The organism is Neisseria perflava (assembly GCF_019334725.1).
Lineage (GTDB): Bacteria > Pseudomonadota > Gammaproteobacteria > Burkholderiales > Neisseriaceae > Neisseria > Neisseria subflava_A.
Window position 1 is genome coordinate 2,041,020 of record NZ_CP079818.1, and the last position, 21,154, is coordinate 2,062,173.

The window sequence follows — 21,154 nt, forward strand, 5'->3', positions numbered from 1 at the left end:
ACGCCCTCAATATTGTGAACAATACACGCTCCCCATTACCTTATCTTGCAACTTCCATAAGCCTTATCCTGCTGATTCTGCTTTCCTTGTCATGGGAATTGTGGATCGCGCCATTGCGCGAAGGCGGCTCATGGCTGGCACTGAAAGCCCTGCCGCTGTGCCTGCCGTTGACCGGCATTTTGAAAAAACGCATCTACACTTATCAATACAGCTCCATGCTGATTCTGATTTACTTTGCCGAAGCCTGTATGCGCCTGGCTGACACAGCCGTCGCCAGCCGGATTTGCGCCGCCGTTTCTGTATTATTGTGCATTGCCTTTTTCCTCGGCTGCCTTGCATTTATCAAACAACAAAAACACACATCAAAATGACCTACCACACTCTTTCAGACGGCCTGACTGAATCTTCAGTAAAAACCTTTTGGCCTTTATGGCTCAGTTTTCTTTGGATTTGCGCCGTCCCTTTTCTCTCGCTCTACCGAGTCGGTCCACTGCCCAGCTTTTATTTGGAAGCCATCTCTCTGAGCGGCTCATTGGTACTGACTTTGATTAGCGCACACAAAAGTCTGCTGAATATCCGCCTTCCTGCACTCAGTATCGGCTTGTTTGCCATGGCCGCATTTTGGTCGCTCCAAGCGCGCCTCATGTATTCCACCTACCCCGGCATGAGCGATATTACCGCCTGGACCTTTGTTATTTTGGCACTGGGCGCATGGTCGGTGCGGGGCTGGGTAGCAGCTTACGGACAGGAACGCGTCGTCAGCATCTTTGCTTGGTCTTTATTGATAGGTGCAACCATACAGGCCGTCATCGTCTGGCTGCAATTTAAAGGCTGGTCTAACGTAGAGTGGTTGAACGGCATCATTGCCCGAAGCAGCGGTACCGTAAACGGCCAACTCGGCCAGCGCAATCATTTGGGACATTATTTAATGTGGGGCATTTTGGCGGCATCCTATTTATGGACGGCGCGCAAAATGTCCAATACAGCAGGTTTTCTGTTTGTATTGGCATTGACTGCGACCCTCGGCCTTGTCAACTCGCGCACCATCTTAGGCTACATTGCCGCCCTATTCCTGATTACGCCGTTATGGTTTTGGCGTACCCGTTTCCAACACAAACGCGCACTGTGCATTTTCCTTCTGACCGCCATCCTGGCCGCCGCTTTCCAATTCGGCATGGGCAGCCTGTTGGATTTGTTTGGCAACATCAAATACGAAACCGCCGTCGAACGCGCAGGCACCAGCGGTTTTGAAGGCTCCATGCGCCAAATCGAATGGAGCAAGGCATGGATTGCCTTTCAATCCGCACCTTGGTTCGGTCACGGCTGGAACAGCTTTGCCCAGCAAACCTTTCTGATCAATGCCCAGCAACAATATTTCCCCAACAATATCCTCGGCGTACTGTTTACCCATTCGCACAATATCGTCATGCAGTTGCTGTCCGAAATGGGCATTGCCGGCACCTTGCTGGCAACCTTAACCCTGCTTGCAGCCGTATGGCGACTATCAGGCCGCAACCAAACACCGGCTTCCCTATTTTTGCTGACTGCCGCCGCCGTCAGCCTCTGCCACAGCATGCTCGAATATCCGCTTTGGTATATCTACTTCCTTACCGTATTCAGCCTGATTCTGTCGCTGACACCTTCTTATCCGAAAGATGTTTCAGACGGCCCTTTATCTACCCGAATCAGACAATGGACAGGCGGTATAGCTGCTTTATCGATTTTAATCGGCATGGCAAACCTCAGCTGGGAATATCAAAATCTGACCCAATATAGCCGTGTAGGGAAAACCGACGATCCGCAAACAGTTCAAAACAAAATTGACGGCTTGCAGCAGCTCTCCAAAGAAAGCCCCATGCTTGCCTATTACGCCGATTTAAGTTTGAGCAGACGTGCCGACCCGACCGATGCCTACATCCGCCCATGGGCGGAAGAAGCCGCACTCAAAGCCCTGACCTACCGCCCCTACTCCAGCGCCTACCAAGTCGGCCTTTACCTCTATCGACAAGGTAAAAAAGAAGAAGGTGCGCAATGGATGCAGGCAGTGCAATATTATTACCCCTATATGATGTATTTCTACGCCGACAAAATACGCAGCCATCCGGCATTCGCCCCACTACTGCCCAAACTTTTGTCTGATTGCAAAGATTTCATCAATGCACCGAAACACCAAACTGCCAAATCTTGTGATAAACCCTAAACAAAACACACTCAATTGTCAGTTTGTCCTTACAGGCCGTCTGAAAATGTAAAGAGCGACAAGTTTCTATGCAAAAAAGCGCAAAAGCACAGAAAATTACGCTATCAACAAAAGCAGATTGCATGTTAAGATTGAATACAACTCTATTTTAATCGCCGCACCGCCTATTTAGTGCTACGGCGCATACAATCACGAAAAGGAAATTCCATGAGTCGCGTATTACTCGTAGATGACGATGCCCTCTTGACCGAATTGCTGACCGAATACCTGACTGCCGAAGGCCTCAACGTTCACAGCGTTCCTGACGGCGAAGCCGGCGTTCAAGAAATTCTGACCGGACAATACGATGTCGTCGTATTAGACTCCATGATGCCTAAAATGAACGGTTTGGACGTATTGAAAAACGTACGTACCCAAAGCACTGTACCCATCATCATGCTGACTGCAAAAGGTGACGACATCGACCGCATTATTGGTTTGGAAATGGGTGCGGACGATTATGTTCCGAAACCATGTACACCGCGCGAACTCTTAGCCCGCATCAACGCCATCCTACGCCGTGCGCAACACAGCAACGAACAAAACAACGCGCCTAACAGCATTTCTGTCAGCGACGTCGTTTTGTACCCGGCCAAACGCCAAGCCAGCATCAAAGACACTCCGCTCGAGTTGACCAGCACCGAATTCAACCTGCTCGAAGTTTTGATGCGCCACGCCGGACAAGTCGTCAGCAAAGAGACCCTGTCTATCGAGGCACTCGACCGCAAACTGGCTAAATTTGACCGCAGCATCGACGTACACATCTCCAGCATCCGCCACAAATTGGGCGATGCTTCCCTGATTCAAACCGTACGCGGCTTAGGCTACCTGTTTGTTAAAAACTAAAGATTAAACAGATCAATGAAACTGTTTCAACGCATCTTCGCCACATTTTGCGCAGTTATCGTCTGCGCAATCTTTGTGGCGAGTTTTTCATTTTGGCTGGTACAAAACACCCTCGCCGAAAACCAATTCAACCAACGCCGCACCATCGAAACCACACTGATGAACAGCATCGTTTCCGCATTCAACTCACGCGGAGACAGCGGTGCGCGCGAAATTCTTTCTGAATGGAAAAACAATCCGGTTTCCAATGCCGTTTATGTGATTACCGGCGACGATAAAAAAGATATTTTAGGCCGCAATATCGACAGCCTATCCATCGAACGCGCCCGTATTTTTGCCATCAATAATCCTGAATCTGATTTGGCACACATCGAATACGACCGTTTCGGCGAAGAATACCTCTTCTTCATTAAAGGCTGGGACAACCATCAGGCCCAACGCCTCCCTAGCCCGCTCTTCATTCCCGGCCTGCCGCTTTCGCCTATTTGGCACGAATTTATTATTCTGTCTTTCATCATCATCGTCGGCCTGCTGATGGCATACATCCTTGCCAACAATATTACCAAGCCTATTAAAATTCTTGGCGGCGGCATGGACAGAGTAGCCAACGGCGAACTCGAAACCCGCATTTCCCAACAAGTTGACGACCGTGACGACGAATTGTCCCATCTTGCCGTGCAGTTCGACAAAATGGCCGAAAAGCTTGAAAAACTTGTTGCCAAAGAGCGCCACCTGCTTCACCACGTTTCTCATGAAATGCGCTCGCCGCTGGCGCGCATGCAGGCAATTGTCGGCCTGATTCAATCTCAGCCGCAAAAACAAGAGCAATACCTCAAGCGACTTGAAGGCGAACTGGTGCGCATGGATACTCTGGTCGGTGAATTGTTGACCCTCTCCCGCTTGGAAACTTCCAATATTCCTTTGGAAAAAGAAAACCTCAAACTCGTTCCTTTCCTAACTAATTTGATTGAGGACAACCAAAGCATTGCCCACCAAAACAACCAAAGCGTTACCCTGAGCATTGACCCAAAAATCCCTGAAAATGCCATAGTCAGCGCCAACGAAGGCTATCTATACCGCGCCTTTGACAACGTTATCCGCAATGCCATCAATTACAGTCCAGAAGGCAGCACCATTCAAACCCATATCGGACAAGACGGAAAAAACTGGATTATCGATGTTACCGACAACGGGCCTGGCGTGGACGAAATGCAGCTTCCGCATATTTTCACTGCCTTTTATCGCGCCGACTCCAGCGCGCACAAGCCCGGTACAGGTTTAGGGCTTGCCTTGACGCAGCACATTATGGAACAGCACTGCGGTAAAATCATTGCTGAAAATGTCAAACCCAACGGCCTGAGGATGCGTTTTATCCTTCCCAAAAAGAAAGCCGGAGACAAAAAAGAAGTCTAAAAATAAGGCCGTCTGAAACTTTTCAGACGGCCAAAAACACAAATAAGGAACCATCATGAGCGCAACAGCCCAAACCGGCTACTTCTTCATGCCTGAACACATCATCCTCGTCGGCGCCAGCGAACGTCCGCACAGCCTTGGCGAACGCATTTTCAGCCACCTGCTCGGTTCCTCATATCAAGGCAAAATCACTCCCGTCAATCTTCGACACAGCAGTGTCGCAGGCATTCCCTCCTACTCCAGCCTCAGCAAAATTCCGGGCCAAGCCGATTTGGTTGTTGCCGTTATCCCGCCCGATCATTACGACTCGCTGTTCAAGGCCTGCCGTAAAAAAAACCTGCGCCACATTATCCTGATTCAAGATTGGGAAAACCTGCCACCCGAATCCTGCAAAAACACCCGTTCCATTATTCAAAAATATCACGGCGACGAATTGAACATCACCGTATGCAACAGCGCAGGCATCCAACTTCCCTCGCTCAACCTCAACATCGGCACCCAAACCGACTATCCCGCCGGTCATATCGCATTACTGACCGGCCACAGCACCGTCAGCCGCAACATCAACCACCTGCTGAACACGCTGCACCAAGGCGCATCACGCCACATCAGCCTCAACTATGACCTAAGCCCCACTACATCCGCCGACTGGCTCAACCGCTTCGGCCACAACCGCCATACCAAAGTTGCCGTTATCCACTACAATCCGGCCGAAAACCAACGCGAGCTGTTCAGTGCCATCCGCCACTTCACACGCCACACTCCGCTTATCCTGTTGTCCACACACTACACCGACGACACAAACAAAGCCATCCTGCACAGCCTCAGCCGCCATTGCAATTTCCAACCGGTATTCAATAACGCCGAACTGGAAGCAGCCCTAAAAGCCCACCTTTCCGGCATTCCCGTCATTACCAACCCCACCATTCTGTCCGACACGCCGATAGAATGGCTGCGCACTACCGCCAACGCCTGCGAATTGACCCTCAACCTTCCAACCGATGCACCATCCATCCGACAAGGCTGCATCGGCAGCAACCCCACGCCTGCACGCATCCACCGTCTGGCGATCGAACAATTACAAAATCCGCATACTCAAGCCCTGCTCGGCATTATTTCGCCAGATACGCCGGATGCGTACAGCATTCATCAAACTCTAGATAATTTGGCACAAAAAACCAGTAAGCCCATTCTCGTCAGCTATCGTTTTTCAGACGGCCTGACTCGGTTTAACACACCGGAAGAAGCCTTGCTGACACTTTATTTCCGCAATCAAACAGCCTATTTGCAACAGGTGCAAAATACCCCTGCGCCAGCCAAAACAGGCCGTCTGAAAACACCTAAAAGCAAAAGTATCGATAAAGCCATTGCATCCGGCCAAACCGAACTGATGGCGGAAGCCCTATACCTGCCTCCGTGCCAAACCCAAAAACACAATACCGTCCAGTTCCGGTTCAGCCGCCATGCCATTTACGGCAATATCCTTTCCGCCCATTACAACGGCAAAACCGAAGCCGCATTACCTCCATTTACCACACTCGATATCCAACGTTTAAGCCAATTTGCAGAACTCTACAACACTTCCGTTCTCAATCAATTCCTGCATTCCCTAAACACGCTTATCCACAACAACCAGCATATCGGCGACATCATCCTCAACTACAACGGCAGCCAATACAGCAGCACCATCATTCCCGAAATCGTGGAAAAACCTGTTGCACCAACAACCAAAATCCCAAAAAAAGCCGTCCAAACCTTAGAACAGGCCGCCGCTAAAATGCAAAGTGCCGCCGCCTACCTCCAACAAAAAAATCCGGCCGCAGCCGAATTCCTACGCAACACCGGCGAAGCCGCGTCCGAGCTGCTGCACCCTAAAACCGAAACGCCCGAGATACAAAACGTACTCGCACCCTATCCGAGCCAAACCGATACATTTACCCTACCCGACGGCAACACACTGCACATCCGCGCACTAGAACCTGAAGATGCCGAAGCCAAACAAAAATTTGTCCGCCAATTACCCGCGGCCGACCGCTATACGCGCTTCATGACCCATACCAACGAGTTGCCGCTGCCCACACTCGCACGGCTGACCCGTCCCGATTTCCATACCGAATGCACGTGGGCAGCCTTCGCTTCAGACGGCCATATTGTTGCAGTCAGCCGCTACAGCCGCATCAATCGCAATGAGTGCGAGTTCGGCATTACTTTAGCGCCTGAAGCACGCAAAACCGGCTTGGCAGGCAAAATGATGAGCCTCATCATCCAAACTGCCACACAGCAAGGTTACCAAACTATGAATGCGGAAATCCTCAAAGAAAACACACCGATGCTCAAACTCGCTGAAAAATCAGGATTTACCGTCACCCCATCGGAAACCGACCGCGGTCTGTATCAAGCAAGCCTCGATTTGAACAAATGGCAAAACAGCAACAAAAACAAATAAAAACTTGCATAACCCGTGTGAAATATCCTAAAATTAGCGGTTTCTATATATCCGCATTTTTCAAAAGGACTCAAAATGGTAGTTATCCGTTTGGCTCGCGGCGGCTCAAAACACCGCCCTTTCTTCAACGTAGTTGTAACTGACTCTCGCAACCGTCGTGACGGCCGCTTCATCGAGCGCGTAGGTTTCTACAACCCCGTTGCCAACGAAAAACAAGAACGCGTACGTTTCGACGCAGACCGCATCAACCACTGGGTTGCTCAAGGCGCGAAAGTTAGCGACGCAGTTGCCAAACTGATTAAAGAGCAAAAAATCGCTGCTTAATCAGCTAAAACGACCATGACAGACACTCAAAAACGGGTAGCCATGGGCTACATCAAAGGCGTATTCGGCATTAAAGGCTGGCTTAAAATTGCCGCCAATACCGAATATACCGACAGCCTGCTGGACTACCCCGAGTGGCAGTTGTGCAAGGATGGTAAAGCCCTGAATGTTGTGCTTGAGGCAGGTAAAATTGCCAATGGCGAACTTCAGGTCAAATTTGAAGGTATAGACGATCGCGATCAAGCATTTACCTTGCGCGGCTATACCATCGAAATCCCCAGAGAGTCATTCTCCCCTACTGAGGAAGACGAATACTACTGGGCAGATTTAGTCGGCATGACCGTCATCAACAAAGAAAACATCGTCCTCGGCAAAGTCAACAACCTGATGGAAACCGGTGCCAATGATGTTTTGATGATTAAAGGCGAACACGGACAAATCCTGATTCCCTTTGTCTCCAACTATATCGAATCTGTCGATACCGACAGCAAAACCATTATTGCCGACTGGGGTTTGGACTACTGATGCTGATTCAAGCCATCACCATTTTCCCAGAGATGTTCGACAGTATTGTCGAATACGGCGTTACAGGCAGAGCAAGAAAACAAAATCTTTGGCAGTTTCAAGCCATCAATCCCCGAAAATTTGCCGACAACAAACTTGGCTATATTGATGATCGACCCTTCGGAGGTGGTCCGGGAATGATTATGATGGCTCCGCCGCTTCAAGCGGCAATTGAAGAAGCCAAAGCAAACTCGCAAAAACCTGCCAAAGTAATTTATCTCAGTCCGCAAGGTCAGCCGCTGACACATAAAAAAGCTGCAGAACTTGCCGAACTGCCCCATCTTATTCTTCTATGCGGACGCTATGAAGGCATAGATGAAAGACTGCTGCAAAGCAGTGTGGACGAAGAAATCAGCATTGGCGACTTTGTCGTCTCGGGTGGCGAATTACCCGCCATGATGTTGATGGATGCCGTCTTAAGATTGGTTCCGGACGTATTGGGCGATATACAGTCAGCTGAACAAGACTCGTTTTCAGACGACCTTTTAGACTGTCCTCATTACACCAAACCCGTAGAATTCCAAGGCATGATGGTTCCTGATGTCTTACGCTCAGGAAATCATGGCTTGATTGCCGAGTGGCGATTGAAACAATCCCTGCGACGCACTTTAGAGCGCCGACCTGATTTATTGGAAAAGCGCAGTTTAATCCCAAAGGAATCCCGCCTCTTAAAAGAAATCTTGCAAGAGCAACAGGAAATCCAATCATAACTTAGGAAAAACAAATGAACTTGATTCAACAATTAGAGCAAGAAGAAATCGCTCGCTTGAACAAAGAAATCCCTGAATTCGCTCCAGGCGACACCGTTGTCGTATCTGTACGCGTGGTTGAGGGTTCCCGCAGCCGTCTGCAAGCATACGAAGGTGTGGTTATCGCCCGCCGCAACCGTGGCCTGAACAGCAACTTCATCGTTCGCAAAATCTCTAGCGGCGAAGGTGTAGAACGTACTTTCCAACTGTACTCTCCTACCGTAGAAAAAATCGAAGTTAAACGCCGTGGTGACGTACGTCGCGCCAAACTGTACTACTTGCGTGGCCTGACCGGTAAAGCGGCCCGCATTAAAGAAAAATTGCCTGCTCGCAAAGGTTAATCGCTTTCTTCAAAAACCCACTTCAATGAAGTGGGTTTTTTGTTTTTATACAAGATCTCCTCGTCTTTCTTACACAATCCTGTAAGCCAATCACAATTCCCATCTCACGCATAAACTTAAACAGAATCATAACCCCCTACTTTTGACCTCTATAAAAAAGGCCGTCTGAAACAAAAGATTCAGACGGCCTTGAATTACATCGGGCGGTTATTTAAACCATCCTGCTAATGCTGGAATACGTGATAATAACAGTGTATCCAAAATCCAAATAACAGCGATTGCGGCAATAGCCGTCGGGAAAATCACAGCCAAAATAAGAAGTGGCACAGCCATTGCCCACCATACCGGCAATTTGATTTTCTGTGCAGGAGGAACCAAACCACGTGCTTCCGAAGGACGGCGCTTCCACCACATCACACAGCCGCTGACACAGATAAAGATAATCGCCAGACAGAACAAGACATTTGCCAATACGCTCCACCAGCCCAGTGTACCCATATGCAAAGCAATACTTGCTGCCATGAATTTACCAAACCAGTTGTAATCATCGAAATGAATATCAGCCAGGACTTTGCCGCTGTATTGATCGATGTGTACCGTACGATCCGCAGTCGGACTAATCATATCGTAGCTCATTGAGTCTTGCGACAGCGTCCATACGCCGGTTTCGCCTTTAGGTAGGTTCAACTGATAGCGGCCTTTGAAGCCAATTTCGCGCGCAAAGCGGTCAACCGTTTCCAACGTCATCGGTTCACTTGGATTAATGCCGTTTTCGCCCAGTGTCGTACCGGAAACCGGCATAGGCGTCAGCTCTAAAATCCACGGCACTTCTTTGGATTTGCCATCATTCAACACATCGCCATGAGTTGGCACGGAAGATACCGGATTAGGCTCCACACCCCATTTACCAGCTGGGAATTGGCTCCATGCCTGCACAGCCTTACCGCCCCAAATACCTGCCCAAGCAATACCAGACAAACAGAACAACAGCAAAATCAAAGAAACCCAAGAGCCAAATGCACCGTGTAGGTTACGCCACCAAGAACGGCCTTTGCCTGCTTTAGGCAAAAGGACGGCCTTCAGACTACGCTGTTTTACCCACCACAAATAAATACCGGTCACAATCATGATGATGGTCAGCGACGCAGCAGTTTCCAACAGGTAGTCACCAGTCGCACCCATCATCATATCGCCGTGGATTTCGTCCATCGTGTGATACCAGCCTTGACCGCGCGGCATCGTATTCACGACTTTTGCCGTATAAGGATCAACGGCAACCATAGTGGCTTTATCGTCGTTGTTCACGCGGAATACGGCCACCATATCATCTGCGCGCGGCGCAATATACTGCACCACAGAAGCAGTTTCCGGATTCACAAACTGTCTGGCGGCTTCAGCCTGAGCCGACAAAGGCTGCACCACTGCCTGCGGCGTAACATGTATGCGTTCGCCTTCTTTACCGGTGATATTGGCAAATAGCAGCATTCCCAACCCTGTAACAGCCAGCAGGGTTAAAAACGGCGCGACCAAAAGTCCGGCATAAAAATGCCATCGCCAAACAGTCAAATAACGGCGGTTAGCCTGTTGTTCATTTTGGGAAGTTGGTTTTGTTTCCATATATTCTCTTTATATAATTAAAGTAGACTAATCCTTAAGGATTATTAGAGAACATTTTAATCAAAACCATTCATTTACGAAACCGTTTTTCAAGTGCAGCTTTGAAATACTTCAATATTTAGTTTGCAGGCCGTCTGAAAAAACAAAATAGACAGAAAACAACACTTTACTGAAAACCCGTTTTAATCATTGCGGTTTCGGCAGAATTTGGTAGAATACAGGCATTACTTATTTATTCATCAAGCCGCCAAGCTTTGGCGGCTTGTATTTTTATTTCCAATCCGGCTCCCGCGCGTGGCCGGATAAAATTTTAAAAGCATCATCATGCTTTCATGGAGAACTCAATGCAAAAAATCCCTTTGACCGTCCGTGGTGCAGAATTGTTGAAACAAGAACTTCAACACCTCAAAAGCGTAGCACGCCCAGAAGTCATCGAAGCCATCGCCGAAGCACGCTCACACGGCGATTTGTCTGAAAATGCCGAATACGAAGCCGCCAAAGAGCGCCAAGGCTTTATCGAAGGCCGTATTGCCGAGCTGGAACACAAACTCTCTATGGCCCACATCATCAATCCTGCCGAAATCCATGCCGAAGGCAAAATCGTATTCGGCACAACAGTAACACTGGAAGATTTGGAAACCGAAGAACAAGTAACCTACCAAATTGTCGGCGAAGATGAAGCAGACATTAAAGAACGCAAAATCTACGTTGGCTCACCCATTGCCCGTGCCTTGATCGGAAAAGAAGAAGGCGACGTTGCAGAAGTTCAGGCCCCCGGCGGCGTGCGTGAATATGATATTATTTCCGTACAATACATCTAAATAAACTCAAGGCCGTCTGAAAAAGTTTTCAGACGGCCTTTTGTTACACCATCACAACTAAAACAGAATTTCCCAAAGAGAAACCAGATGAGCCTACCCTACAAAATCACTCAAACCGCTGCTGCCATTTGGCTAGGCATGCAACTGACAGCCGGCTACATTGTCGCTCCCATCCTATTCCATCTCCTGCCTAAGATGCTGGCAGGAGAAATCGCCGGCATTTTGTTTGCCATTACCGCAATATGCGGCTTAGTTATTTTTGGCTCAGCCTATGCCTTTTTCAGACGGCAACTTGCCTCCCTCTCTTGGTGGGTTTTGGTACTTTGGCTACTCTTAGCCTGTAATCATCTTTTGGTTACGCCGGTTATCGAGGCGCACAAGTACGGGCTGGATAACTGGCTCTTATCCCTAGTAGGCGGAACATTCGGCATTTGGCATGGTTTATCCAGTATTATTTTTTTAATCTGTACGATACTGGCAGCGATGTGCGTATGGAAATGGCCCGGGCCAAACTAAACTGTTTTAATAAAAGGCCGTCTGAAAATAAATCTTTCAGACGGCCCTTCTTATTTTGAAATCACGAATTATCTTGATTACTCAAATACAAGCCATAAAAAAATGCCCCGCATATCGCAGGGCATTTTTCACAAACCAATTAAGGTTTAGCGTAACCGTGAACGCCATTGTAAGGAGCTGGGATCCAACCTTCATCAGTAGCAGGCAATTCGCCTTGACCTTCGATAGTTTGGCCTGGAGCAACTTGACGAGTAACAACGCTGCGGATTTTAACATCAACGCGACGGTCAGGTTCGATACAAGCGATAAGAGCAGCACGTTTCTTAGCTTTAGAAACTTTTTTGCCCAGTTTAGCAACTTCAGCTTCACAAGTAGCAGTCATGCGAGCTTGAGATTCGCCCAGACCTACTGCAGAGATTTTGCTAGAAGCAACGCCATGACCTACCAAGTAGTTAGCAACTACGTTAGCACGACGCTCAGACAGAGCTTGGTTGTATTCTTCAGAACCCATGAAGTCAGTGTGACCTTCAACACGTACAGTTTCTACGTTTTTGTTGCTCAGGCGTTGAGCCAAAGCGTCCAGGTTTTCTTGAGCTTCAGGACGCAGGTTGTCTTTGTCGAAGCCGAACAGAGTTTTAGTAGACAGAGAAACAGTTTCATCAACATACTCAGGAGCTTGTTGTACAGGAGCAACTGCTTCACGATCACCACATTCAACACGGCCTTGGGTAGCTTTGTCGAAGTAGCTGTTTTTCCAGCATTCGCCGTAGTTGTTACGGACGATTTCTTGAGATTGGCTGCTTACGGTGTAACCGTGTTTGGTATGCGCTTCGCTGGCCATTGCGGTGCCAGAGGCAACCAAGGCAACGAACAATGCGCTTAATTTCAGCTGTTTGGTCATTTTATTCCCTCATCAAATTGTTATGCGGCGGACTAGGAAAGCAACCGCTGCAAAGTACCAATATACAGGCCGCAGTATCAAAACAGCGGCAAATCGGATATATCAGGTTGCACTATAAAGAAGCGCAAGGCAAACTGTCAATACTCGATGCCTTCAAACAATTATGAAGTGCCTGCTTCCTAGTAGTTAATCATGCCGAAAAATCAATCTTGTGTCATTAATTTAGGGCAAAATCAGCCAATTCACCCGCCCAAAGTTGTACAAAAACAACAAAACTTCATCCCCCTTTCATTCACAGATTTCCTGTTTTCATATCATTAAAAGATATTTTCATTAAAAACAACCATTTTCAAAACTCGGGGCAAAACTGGGCAAAATATGTTAAATTACATGCCGTTTGTCGCACAAAATCCACATTAACAACGTATCCGGTACTGCTACCATGAAACTGCAACAATTACGTTATGCCCTTGAGGTTTACCGACACAATCTGAATGTCTCCGAAGCCGCTGATGCGCTTTTCACATCCCAGCCCGGCATTTCCAAACAAATCCGCCTGCTTGAAGAAGAATTGGGTATCCAAATTTTTATCCGCAGCGGCAAACGTGTGGTTTCCGTTTCGCAACCGGGCAAAGCCGTATTAGAGATTTCGGAACGGATTTTGCGTGATGTACAAAACATTAAAAATATCGGCAGCGAGTTTACCGATCATGACAGCGGCTCCCTGACCATCGCGACAACGCATACCCAGGCGCGCTATGCTTTGCCCAAAATCGTTGCGGAATTTGTCAAAAACTACCCTAAAGTCAATTTGACCATCAAACAAGGTAGCCCTTCTGCCATTGCGCAAATGGTCAGCAGCGGCGAAGCTGATTTGGCAATTATTACTGAACGCATTGACGATCATCCTGAGTTGGGCAAACTGCCCTGCTATGAATGGAACCATGCCGTCATTGTTCCGCACGACCACCCTCTTTTGGACTGCCGCAATCCTTTAAGCCTTGAAGATTTAGCTTCTTTTCCGCTGGTCACTTACGAATTTGCTTTTAATTCCGGCAGCAGTATCGCGCGTACATTTAATAAAGCGCATATTGAGCAACCTGATGTTGCCTTATCGGCTGCCGATACGGATGTATTGAAGACGTATGTCCGCTTAGGCTTGGGCGTTGGTTTGATGGCTAAAATGGCGTACGATCCCGTTGTCGATCAAGATTTACAGCTGATTGATGCGGCACACTTATTTGAACCGTCGCCCACTTGGATAGCCTTACGCACTGATACCTACCTGCGTGGTTACGCGTATGACTTTATCCAGATGTTTGCACCGAAACTGACCAGAGAAGTGGTCGACCGCATTCTGTACACGCCGGTTGTTGAAGATTTTTCAATTTAATATCTGACTATCACTTTCGTAACTTAACAATTATTCTTTAATTCTTGTTAAAAAGGCCGTCTGAAATATTTCAGACGGCCTAAGATTCAGATAGCGTGCGAACAACCGGAAACCATTTTCTTCAAGGTTGTCGCATCTAAGATTTTGATGTGCTTGTGTTCAACCGAAATCAAGCCTTCATGATGGAATTTAGACAAGGTGCGGCTGACTGTTTCCAGTTTCAGCCCCAAATAGCTGCCGATTTCCTCACGCGACATCCGCAAGATAAAATCATTGGCGGCGAATCCTCGTGAATAGAGACGCTGAGACAGGTTAAGTAAGAATGCTGCCAATCGCTCTTCAGCGCGCATATTGCCCAAAAGCAGCATAACGCCCTGATCTCGGACAATTTCGCGGCTCATCAAGCGGAAAAAGTGGGAGCGGAGGCTGGGAATATCCTGACCGAGTTCTTCAATATGTGTAAACGGAAGCTCACATACCTCGCTGTCTTCCAAAGCCACAGCATCACAGCTGTGAATATGGGAACAAATCCCATCCATACCGATCAGCTCGCCCGACATAAAAAAGCCGGTTACCTGATCTCGTCCATCTTGGCTGGCGACTGTTGTCTTAAAGAAGCCCGCACGGATGGCAAACAAAGAGGTAAACGGCTCGCCGGCACGGAACAGGTATTCACCTTTTTTCAGACGGCGGCTTTGACGAATAACCGCGTCCAATTGTGAAAATTCGTTAGGCATCAGTCCGACAGGCAAACACAGCTCGCGTAAAGAACATGTGGAACACAAGGTTTTCATTTGATGTGTTGCATTGTGTGTGGCCATAACGCACCCTTAATCTGCATAGTTCTATAAATCCCTGATGAAGCCGAATAACTATTGACCCAAGTCAAAGTCGGCATATCATTATCAGGCATTCTACCAAACTATCGAAATTTTGACTAAAATTTTCCCTAATTTCCCTACTTTATACTACAAGCCCAACCATGAAAATCATCCCCATCTCAAATAACACCAACACAAACAACGAATTACCGGAATTCGATCGTGAATTAATTGCCAGTTTGCCATCAAGCGGTCCCCGTTATACATCCTATCCGACTGCCGACCGCTTCCATGAAGGCTTTAAAGAAGCCGAATATATCCAAGCTTTAAGCCTGCGCAACATGGGCGCGCTCAACAAACCCCTTTCACTCTACATCCACATTCCCTTCTGCAATACCATCTGCTACTACTGCGGCTGCAACAAAATCATTACCAAAGACAAAAGCCGTGCCGATGCCTATATCCAGTATCTGGAAAAAGAAATGGAATTGCTGGCACCGCATTTGGGTGGAAGACACCAGCTCGCGCAGCTGCACTTCGGTGGCGGCACGCCGACCTTCCTGAGCGACGACCAACTCGAACGCGTCTTCGACATGATCCGCAAATACTTCCAGCTGATTCCCAACGGCGAATACTCCATCGAAATCGACCCGCGTAAAGTCAGCCGTGAAACCGTCCTCAAATTGGGCAAACTCGGTTTCAACCGCATGAGTGTCGGCATTCAAGACTTCGACCCTAAAGTGCAGGCAGCCGTCAATCGTATCCAAAGTTACGAAGAAACCAAAGAAGTCATCGATGCCGCCCGCGAAGCAGGGTTCAAATCCGTCAGCGTTGATTTGATTTACGGCCTGCCGCACCAAAACACCGAAAGCATCAAAACCACCATCGACACGGTCTTGTCCCTCAGTCCCGACCGCCTCGCCCTCTACCACTACGCTCACTTGCCGCATATCTTCAAACCGCAACGCCGTATCGACACCAATGTCGTTCCCGACAGCGAAGAAAAACTCGATATGCTGCAATATTGCGTCCAAACCCTGACTGAGCGAGGCTACGTTTTCATCGGCATGGACCACTTTGCCAAACCTGACGACGAGCTCTCCATCGCCCTCAAAGAAGGTTTCCTGCAACGAAATTTCCAAGGTTATTCCACCTATGCCGACTGTGACTTGGTGGCGATCGGCGTATCCTCTATTGGCAAAATCGGCAGCACCTACTCCCAAAACGAGCGCGACATCGATACCTATTACGCCGCACTCGATGCCGGACATCTGCCGATTATGCGCGGCTACCAGCTCAATCAAGACGACATTTTGCGCCGCAACATCATTCAGGATTTGATGTGCCGCTTCTCGCTCGACTATCGGATTTACGAAAGCGTGTTCGGCATTCCGTTTAGCCGTTATTTTGCAGCCGAACTGGAAGATATGAAGCAACTGGAAACCCTCGGCCTGGTCCACCTCAAACCGCACGGCCTGACCGTTACGCCGAAGGGCCGTTTCCTGATCCGCAACATCGCCATGGTGTTCGACTACCATTTACGCCATAAAGAAACCAAAGCCAAATACTCGCAAACCGTATAAACACTTAGGCCGTCTGAACATATGTGCTATATTTCAGACGGCCTTTTTTCACATCAAAAGCAACACAAAATGGATCAACCCGATTTCTTCCCCATTCCCAGCCCCTGCATCGGCGTTTGCGAAGCCAATGCCAAAGGTTATTGCAAAGGCTGCCTGCGCAGCCGGGAAGAGCGCTTGTACTGGCTCCAGATGACCGACAGCCAAAAACATCAAGTCATGCACCTTCTATCCCTCAGGAAGGCCAAAATCCGCAACCGCAAACAGGAAAAAACCGAAACGGGCGAACATCCGGTTCAAAACCTGCTCGATTTCTAAATTGCCCTTGCCTACCGCACACCACAATAAGGAAAAACATGAAAAAACTGCTTGCCTGTCTGCTGATACCATTTACCGCCCTCGCCTTAGGTACCTGCAAACCCGCTGCAACTTTACCCGAAAGCAAACCTGCCGAACTCAATTGGCAGCAGCCTAAACTCACCAGCAATGTTTGGAAAATCAGCAAAGAAGGCCAACCCGATTCCTATCTGCTCGGCACCATCCACATGGGGAAAACCAATCAGACCTTGTCTTCCGATGCCCTCAAACTGTTGCAATCCACCAACCAACTGACCACAGAAGTTGACGCATTGCCGGACAGCAGTCCGGAAACAAAAAAAATGTATCAAAAATACTTCAAAGAGGTCATGAGTACCGAACCGCTCAGTCGCAAGCTTGGCAAAACAGATTTCCGTCTTTTACAAGAAATCTATTCAAAAAATGAAGAAAGCCGACCCATTGCCCAAATTGCCGACAAACTCCATCCGTGGGCAGCATTGGTTTTTGCCGGCAGCGCATTTCCCCAAGGATATAGCGCAGAAACCGGTGCAGATATGTTGCTGACCAATGCGGCCGCCGACATCAATAAGCCGCGTGGTTCATTGGAAAGTTTGGACGATGTTACCGCGATCTTCAAAGCCCAGCCTGAAGAGACCATGCTCAACTTTCTGAAAGCCAGCATTAAAACCAATAAAGAAGAAACCGAAGATATCAAAAAACTCCATCAAGCCTATTCAGACGGCCGCTTTGAAGAACTCATCCCACTTTTGGAAGAAACCGAACAGCGCACCCTCAAACTTGTTGATACCAAGTACGCCAAAGCCATGTCCGATTGGCTGAAAAACGACCTCCTGATCCGCCGCAACTTGGCATGGTTGCCTGAAATCCGCAAGCAATCGGCCAAACAAAGCACCCTCTTTGCTGTCGGCATTGCCCATTTACCCAGCGAAAAAGGCCTAATCGAACTATTGCGTCAAGAAGGCTATCAAGTAACCCCCGAACCCAAAGTCCTGATTTGGCAATAAACCCCCAATCCAACAACAAGACCGTCTGAAAGTCTTTCTTTCAGACGGCCTTTATTTAATCTCTATTAAATGAAGCAGTAAGCAGCGTTGAGCGCCAAACTCAATCGCCCAATGCCGCTACCATCACCGCTTTAATCGTGTGCATCCGGTTTTCTGCCTGATCAAACACGATGCTGGCTTCGCTTTCAAAGACTTCTTCCGTTACTTCCACGCCATTCAGGCCGAATGTCTCATAAATCCATTCGCCGACTTTGGTTTCGCGATTATGGAAAGCAGGCAGGCAATGCATAAACTTGACTTGCGGATTTTCAGCCGCGGCCATTAATTCGGGCGTAACGCGGTAATCTTTCAGCAAATCGATACGTTCCTGCCAAGCCTCTTTAGGCTCGCCCATGCTGACCCACACATCGGTATGGATAAAATCCACGCCTTTCACGGCTTCTTTCACATTCTCCGTCAACAGAATCCGTCCACCGATCTCTTTAGCAACAGCCTGCACCGTCTCGGTAATGTTTTCAGACGGCCACAAACTTTTCGGCGCACCGATACGCACGTCCATGCCCAGTTTTGCAGCCAACACCAGCAACGAATTAGCCATGTTGTAACGCGCATCGCCGACATAGGCAAACGCAATTTGGTTCAAAGGCTTATTGCTATGCTCGCGCATCGTCAGCGCATCAGCGAGCATTTGAGTCGGGTGGAACTCGTTGGTCAAACCATTGAACACAGGCACGCCTGCATACTTGGCCAGCTCTTCCACCACATCCTGTCCAAAACCGCGATATTCGATACCGTCAAACATCCGCCCTAAAACACGCGCCGTATCCTTAATGCTTTCCTTATGCCCGATTTGGCTGGCAGAAGGCTCTAGATAAGTTACCCCGGCCCCTTGGTCGCGTGCAGCCACTTCAAACGCGCAACGGGTGCGAGTCGATGTTTTCTCGAAAATCAGGGCAATGTTTTTCCCCTTCATCCGCTGCACTTCGCGCCCTGCTTTTTTAGCAGCCTTCAATTCGGCGGCAAGGTCGAGATAGGTGGTAATTTCTTCCGGCGTAAAATCCAAAAGTTTTAAAAAATGGCGGTTTTTCAGGCTCATGTCTTATTTCTCTTTTTTCTAGCGTGGGCGTTGCCCAACATTTTTCTCCATGCAGATTTTTCCGGGCTTCCCCGACCTTCTGCTACTCAATTTTTCAGCGCGCGAAGCCTGCCCCTAATGCAGATCCTCTCAAAACAAGGCCGTCTGAACCTCGCCTCTCTCCAAGGCAAGCAACGATTGTTTGCGGTTCAAACCGCCTGCGTAGCCGGTCAGTTTGCCATCACTGCCGATAACGCGGTGACAGGGAATCAGGATAGACACCTTGTTCTGCCCGTTTGCAGCGGCAACGGCGCGGACGGCTTTAGGATTACCCAACTGTTGCGCCTGCTCCTTGTAGCTGCGCGTTTCGCCGTAAGGAATGGTCAGCAGCGCATTCCACACCTGCTGCTGAAAGGCCGTGCCTATCGTTTCCAAAGGCGTCGCAAAAACTTTCAGACGGCCTTGAAAGTATAAATCCAATTCTTGGCATAAAAGTTGCGTTTGCTCATTTTCTTGGAAAATAAACTGCCCACGCAAAGCTTTTTGGACAACCATGATTTCCTGCTCCATATGTTTCTGCCCGACAAATTCCAGCAGACACAAACCCTTACTGCCGAACACCGCCAACATCTCGCCCAACGGCGTGGCAACCGCAGCCGCAGTCAGTTCGTGCGGACTATCAGGATAACGCGTTTCCAACAGTAGGATAGCTCGGCGGATACGGACATATTCTTCAGGCGTACAACCGATACAGTCAATAAAATCCTGCTCGAACTGCTTGGCTTCGTGTTCTATAAACCGCTCGTGCAGCAAGGCTTCGAGAGTAGCGGGAAAGTCAGTTTCCAATTGCTCTCGGATATCATTCCACTTTGATGGAAGGTCGTTTAAAGAAGGCAGAGTAATCATATTTTGCCTTGTCTAATTATCGATAACTTAAACGAAAACAAAAAGAGCAAAAGAATCATATCGCCCTATCGTTTTTCAAAGCCTATACGGCCTTTTTCACTTAAACAAACGTTTCAACATACCTTCATATACTGCCGACAGCTTCGGAATATCTTCCAAACGTACGTTTTCATTGATTTGGTGGATGGTCGCGTTAGACGGGCCTAATTCGATGAGTTCTTTGGCAATGGCTTTGATGAAGCGTCCATCCGAAGTACCGCCGGTAGTGGACAATTCGGCCTCAACGCCACAAATCTCGGCAATGGCTTCGCGCGCCACATCGGTCAGTTTTCCGGCCTGAGTTAAAAACGGTTGGCCGGAACAAGACCACTGCAAATCATATTGCACGCAGTGTTTGTCCAAAATGGCGTGGACGCGTTGTTTCAGCCCTTCTTCGGTGGACTCGGTAGAAAAGCGGAAATTGAATTTGACGTTCAGCTCGCCCGGAATGACGTTGGTCGCGCCTGTGCCGCCGTTGATATTGGAAATTTGGAAACTGGTCGGTGGAAAGTATTCATTGCCCTCGTCCCAGACTTCTTGTGTCAGCTCCAGCAAGGCTGGGGCAAAAGTATGCACGGGATTGATTGCCAAATGCGGATAGGCAATATGGCCTTGCTTGCCTTTGACGGTCAGATTGCCCGACAACGAGCCGCGGCGGCCGTTTTTCAACATATCGCCTAATTTATCCACAGCAGTCGGTTCGCCGACGATACAGTAATCAATCAACTCGCCGCGCGCTTTCAACACATCGACGACTTTGGTCGTACCGTCCAGCGCATCACCCTCTTCGTCCGAAGTAATCAGGAGCGCGATGCTGCCTTGATGATTGGGATTTTCGGCAACGAATCGCTCGCAGGCGGTAACAAAACAGGCAATGCTGGTTTTCATATCCGCCGCGCCGCGGCCATACAGACGGCCTTCACGCTCGGTCGGTTCAAACGGTGGCGAATCCCATTTTTCAACAGGGCCTGTCGGCACGACGTCGGTATGTCCGGCAAAGCAGAACACCGGAGCCTGTGTACCGCGGCGCAACCAAACATTTTTGGTGTCGCCAAAATGAAGCTCTTCTACGGCAAAACCGATTTTTTGCAGGCGTTCGGCCAGCAGTTGTTGGCAGTTTTGGTCATCCGGTGTAACGGACGGGCGGGAAATCAGCGCTTTGGCAAGCTCTAGGGATTGCGTTTCGGTCATATTTGTTCACTTTGAGAAACAGGCCGTCT

The 21,154-nt window shown here is 48.7% G+C and carries 21 protein-coding genes; 15 read left to right on the top strand and 6 right to left on the bottom strand.

Annotated features, from left to right (window positions below; genetic code table 11):
- Positions 1-14: 14 nt before the first annotated feature.
- The 9 genes from LPB400_RS09775 to rplS all read left to right on the top strand — a co-directional run bounded on the left by LPB400_RS09775 (position 15) and on the right by rplS (position 8,922).
- Entirely contained in the window at positions 15-371 is a 357-nt protein-coding gene (locus tag LPB400_RS09775; protein ID WP_049336736.1) for a DUF2069 domain-containing protein, read from the top strand.
- Positions 368-2,200 carry a PglL family O-oligosaccharyltransferase gene (locus LPB400_RS09780; protein ID WP_219088835.1) on the top strand — a complete coding sequence of 611 codons (1,833 nt, stop codon included), beginning with the start codon at positions 368-370 and terminating at the stop codon, positions 2,198-2,200. Before LPB400_RS09775 ends, LPB400_RS09780 begins: the two co-directional genes overlap by 4 nt.
- Positions 2,201-2,407: 207 nt before the next feature.
- Positions 2,408-3,085, top strand: coding sequence for a two-component system response regulator MisR (gene misR, locus LPB400_RS09785; protein ID WP_003748666.1), 678 nt, complete (start codon positions 2,408-2,410; stop codon positions 3,083-3,085).
- Positions 3,086-3,100: 15 nt separating this feature from the next.
- Complete coding sequence (locus LPB400_RS09790; RefSeq protein WP_219088837.1) at positions 3,101-4,498, top strand: HAMP domain-containing sensor histidine kinase; 1,398 nt, start codon at positions 3,101-3,103, stop codon at positions 4,496-4,498.
- Between the two features lie 55 nt (positions 4,499-4,553).
- A complete protein-coding gene (locus LPB400_RS09795) occupies positions 4,554-6,944 on the top strand; it encodes a bifunctional acetate--CoA ligase family protein/GNAT family N-acetyltransferase (protein WP_219088839.1) in 2,391 nt (796 codons plus the stop codon).
- A 75-nt stretch (positions 6,945-7,019) separates the two neighbouring features.
- Entirely contained in the window at positions 7,020-7,268 is a 249-nt protein-coding gene (rpsP, locus tag LPB400_RS09800; protein ID WP_003684452.1) for a 30S ribosomal protein S16, read from the top strand.
- Positions 7,269-7,283: 15 nt separating this feature from the next.
- Complete coding sequence (gene rimM, locus LPB400_RS09805) at positions 7,284-7,793, top strand: ribosome maturation factor RimM (RefSeq protein WP_107792345.1); 510 nt, start codon at positions 7,284-7,286, stop codon at positions 7,791-7,793.
- Entirely contained in the window at positions 7,793-8,542 is a 750-nt protein-coding gene (gene trmD, locus LPB400_RS09810) for a tRNA (guanosine(37)-N1)-methyltransferase TrmD (RefSeq protein WP_107769200.1), read from the top strand. Before rimM ends, trmD begins: the two co-directional genes overlap by 1 nt.
- Before the next feature lie 14 nt (positions 8,543-8,556).
- On the top strand, positions 8,557-8,922 hold the full coding sequence (gene rplS, locus LPB400_RS09815) for a 50S ribosomal protein L19 (RefSeq protein ID WP_003679470.1): 366 nt from the start codon (positions 8,557-8,559) through the stop codon (positions 8,920-8,922).
- Positions 8,923-9,129: 207 nt separating this feature from the next.
- On the opposite strand, the gene LPB400_RS09820 is transcribed toward rplS, so the two are convergent.
- The gene (locus tag LPB400_RS09820; RefSeq protein WP_219088841.1) at positions 9,130-10,539 is read right to left on the bottom strand and encodes a PepSY-associated TM helix domain-containing protein; all 1,410 of its coding nucleotides are present in this window, start codon (positions 10,537-10,539) and stop codon (positions 9,130-9,132) included.
- 344 nt (positions 10,540-10,883) lie between these two features.
- On the opposite strand from LPB400_RS09820, the gene greA reads away from it, so the two are divergent.
- Positions 10,884-11,360 carry a transcription elongation factor GreA gene (gene greA, locus LPB400_RS09825; protein ID WP_036493143.1) on the top strand — a complete coding sequence of 159 codons (477 nt, stop codon included), beginning with the start codon at positions 10,884-10,886 and terminating at the stop codon, positions 11,358-11,360.
- An 87-nt stretch (positions 11,361-11,447) separates the two neighbouring features.
- Positions 11,448-11,876, top strand: a complete 429-nt coding sequence (locus LPB400_RS09830) for a DUF4149 domain-containing protein (protein ID WP_108700050.1) — start codon at positions 11,448-11,450, stop codon at positions 11,874-11,876.
- Positions 11,877-12,015: 139 nt separating this feature from the next.
- Here LPB400_RS09830 and LPB400_RS09835 read toward each other — a convergent pair whose 3' ends face one another.
- Positions 12,016-12,777: an OmpA family protein gene (locus tag LPB400_RS09835; RefSeq protein ID WP_107769197.1), complete on the bottom strand. Its 762-nt coding sequence runs from the start codon at positions 12,775-12,777 to the stop codon at positions 12,016-12,018.
- A 442-nt stretch (positions 12,778-13,219) separates the two neighbouring features.
- Here LPB400_RS09835 and LPB400_RS09840 point away from each other — a divergent pair, with 442 nt between their 5' ends.
- Entirely contained in the window at positions 13,220-14,170 is a 951-nt protein-coding gene (locus tag LPB400_RS09840) for a CysB family HTH-type transcriptional regulator (protein WP_070503716.1), read from the top strand.
- An 86-nt stretch (positions 14,171-14,256) separates the two neighbouring features.
- Here LPB400_RS09840 and fnr read toward each other — a convergent pair whose 3' ends face one another.
- Positions 14,257-14,991 carry a fumarate/nitrate reduction transcriptional regulator Fnr gene (gene fnr, locus LPB400_RS09845; protein WP_039862092.1) on the bottom strand — a complete coding sequence of 245 codons (735 nt, stop codon included), beginning with the start codon at positions 14,989-14,991 and terminating at the stop codon, positions 14,257-14,259.
- Between the two features lie 161 nt (positions 14,992-15,152).
- On the opposite strand from fnr, the gene hemN reads away from it, so the two are divergent.
- The 3 genes from hemN to LPB400_RS09860 all read left to right on the top strand — a co-directional run bounded on the left by hemN (position 15,153) and on the right by LPB400_RS09860 (position 17,914).
- The gene (hemN, locus tag LPB400_RS09850; RefSeq protein ID WP_107792344.1) at positions 15,153-16,574 is read left to right on the top strand and encodes an oxygen-independent coproporphyrinogen III oxidase; all 1,422 of its coding nucleotides are present in this window, start codon (positions 15,153-15,155) and stop codon (positions 16,572-16,574) included.
- Between the two features lie 69 nt (positions 16,575-16,643).
- On the top strand, positions 16,644-16,889 hold the full coding sequence (locus LPB400_RS09855; protein ID WP_107769216.1) for a DUF1289 domain-containing protein: 246 nt from the start codon (positions 16,644-16,646) through the stop codon (positions 16,887-16,889).
- Between the two features lie 38 nt (positions 16,890-16,927).
- Positions 16,928-17,914, top strand: a complete 987-nt coding sequence (locus LPB400_RS09860) for a TraB/GumN family protein (RefSeq protein WP_107769195.1) — start codon at positions 16,928-16,930, stop codon at positions 17,912-17,914.
- 100 nt (positions 17,915-18,014) lie between these two features.
- Here the strand turns inward: LPB400_RS09860 and argF are convergent, their stop codons facing one another.
- From argF to dapE, 3 genes are all read right to left on the bottom strand, one after another.
- Positions 18,015-19,010, bottom strand: coding sequence for an ornithine carbamoyltransferase (argF, locus tag LPB400_RS09865; protein WP_107792343.1), 996 nt, complete (start codon positions 19,008-19,010; stop codon positions 18,015-18,017).
- A 129-nt stretch (positions 19,011-19,139) separates the two neighbouring features.
- Positions 19,140-19,895: a methylated-DNA--[protein]-cysteine S-methyltransferase gene (locus tag LPB400_RS09870; RefSeq protein WP_219088843.1), complete on the bottom strand. Its 756-nt coding sequence runs from the start codon at positions 19,893-19,895 to the stop codon at positions 19,140-19,142.
- Positions 19,896-19,991: 96 nt separating this feature from the next.
- Entirely contained in the window at positions 19,992-21,125 is a 1,134-nt protein-coding gene (dapE, locus tag LPB400_RS09875; protein ID WP_107769192.1) for a succinyl-diaminopimelate desuccinylase, read from the bottom strand.
- Positions 21,126-21,154 lie beyond the last annotated feature (29 nt).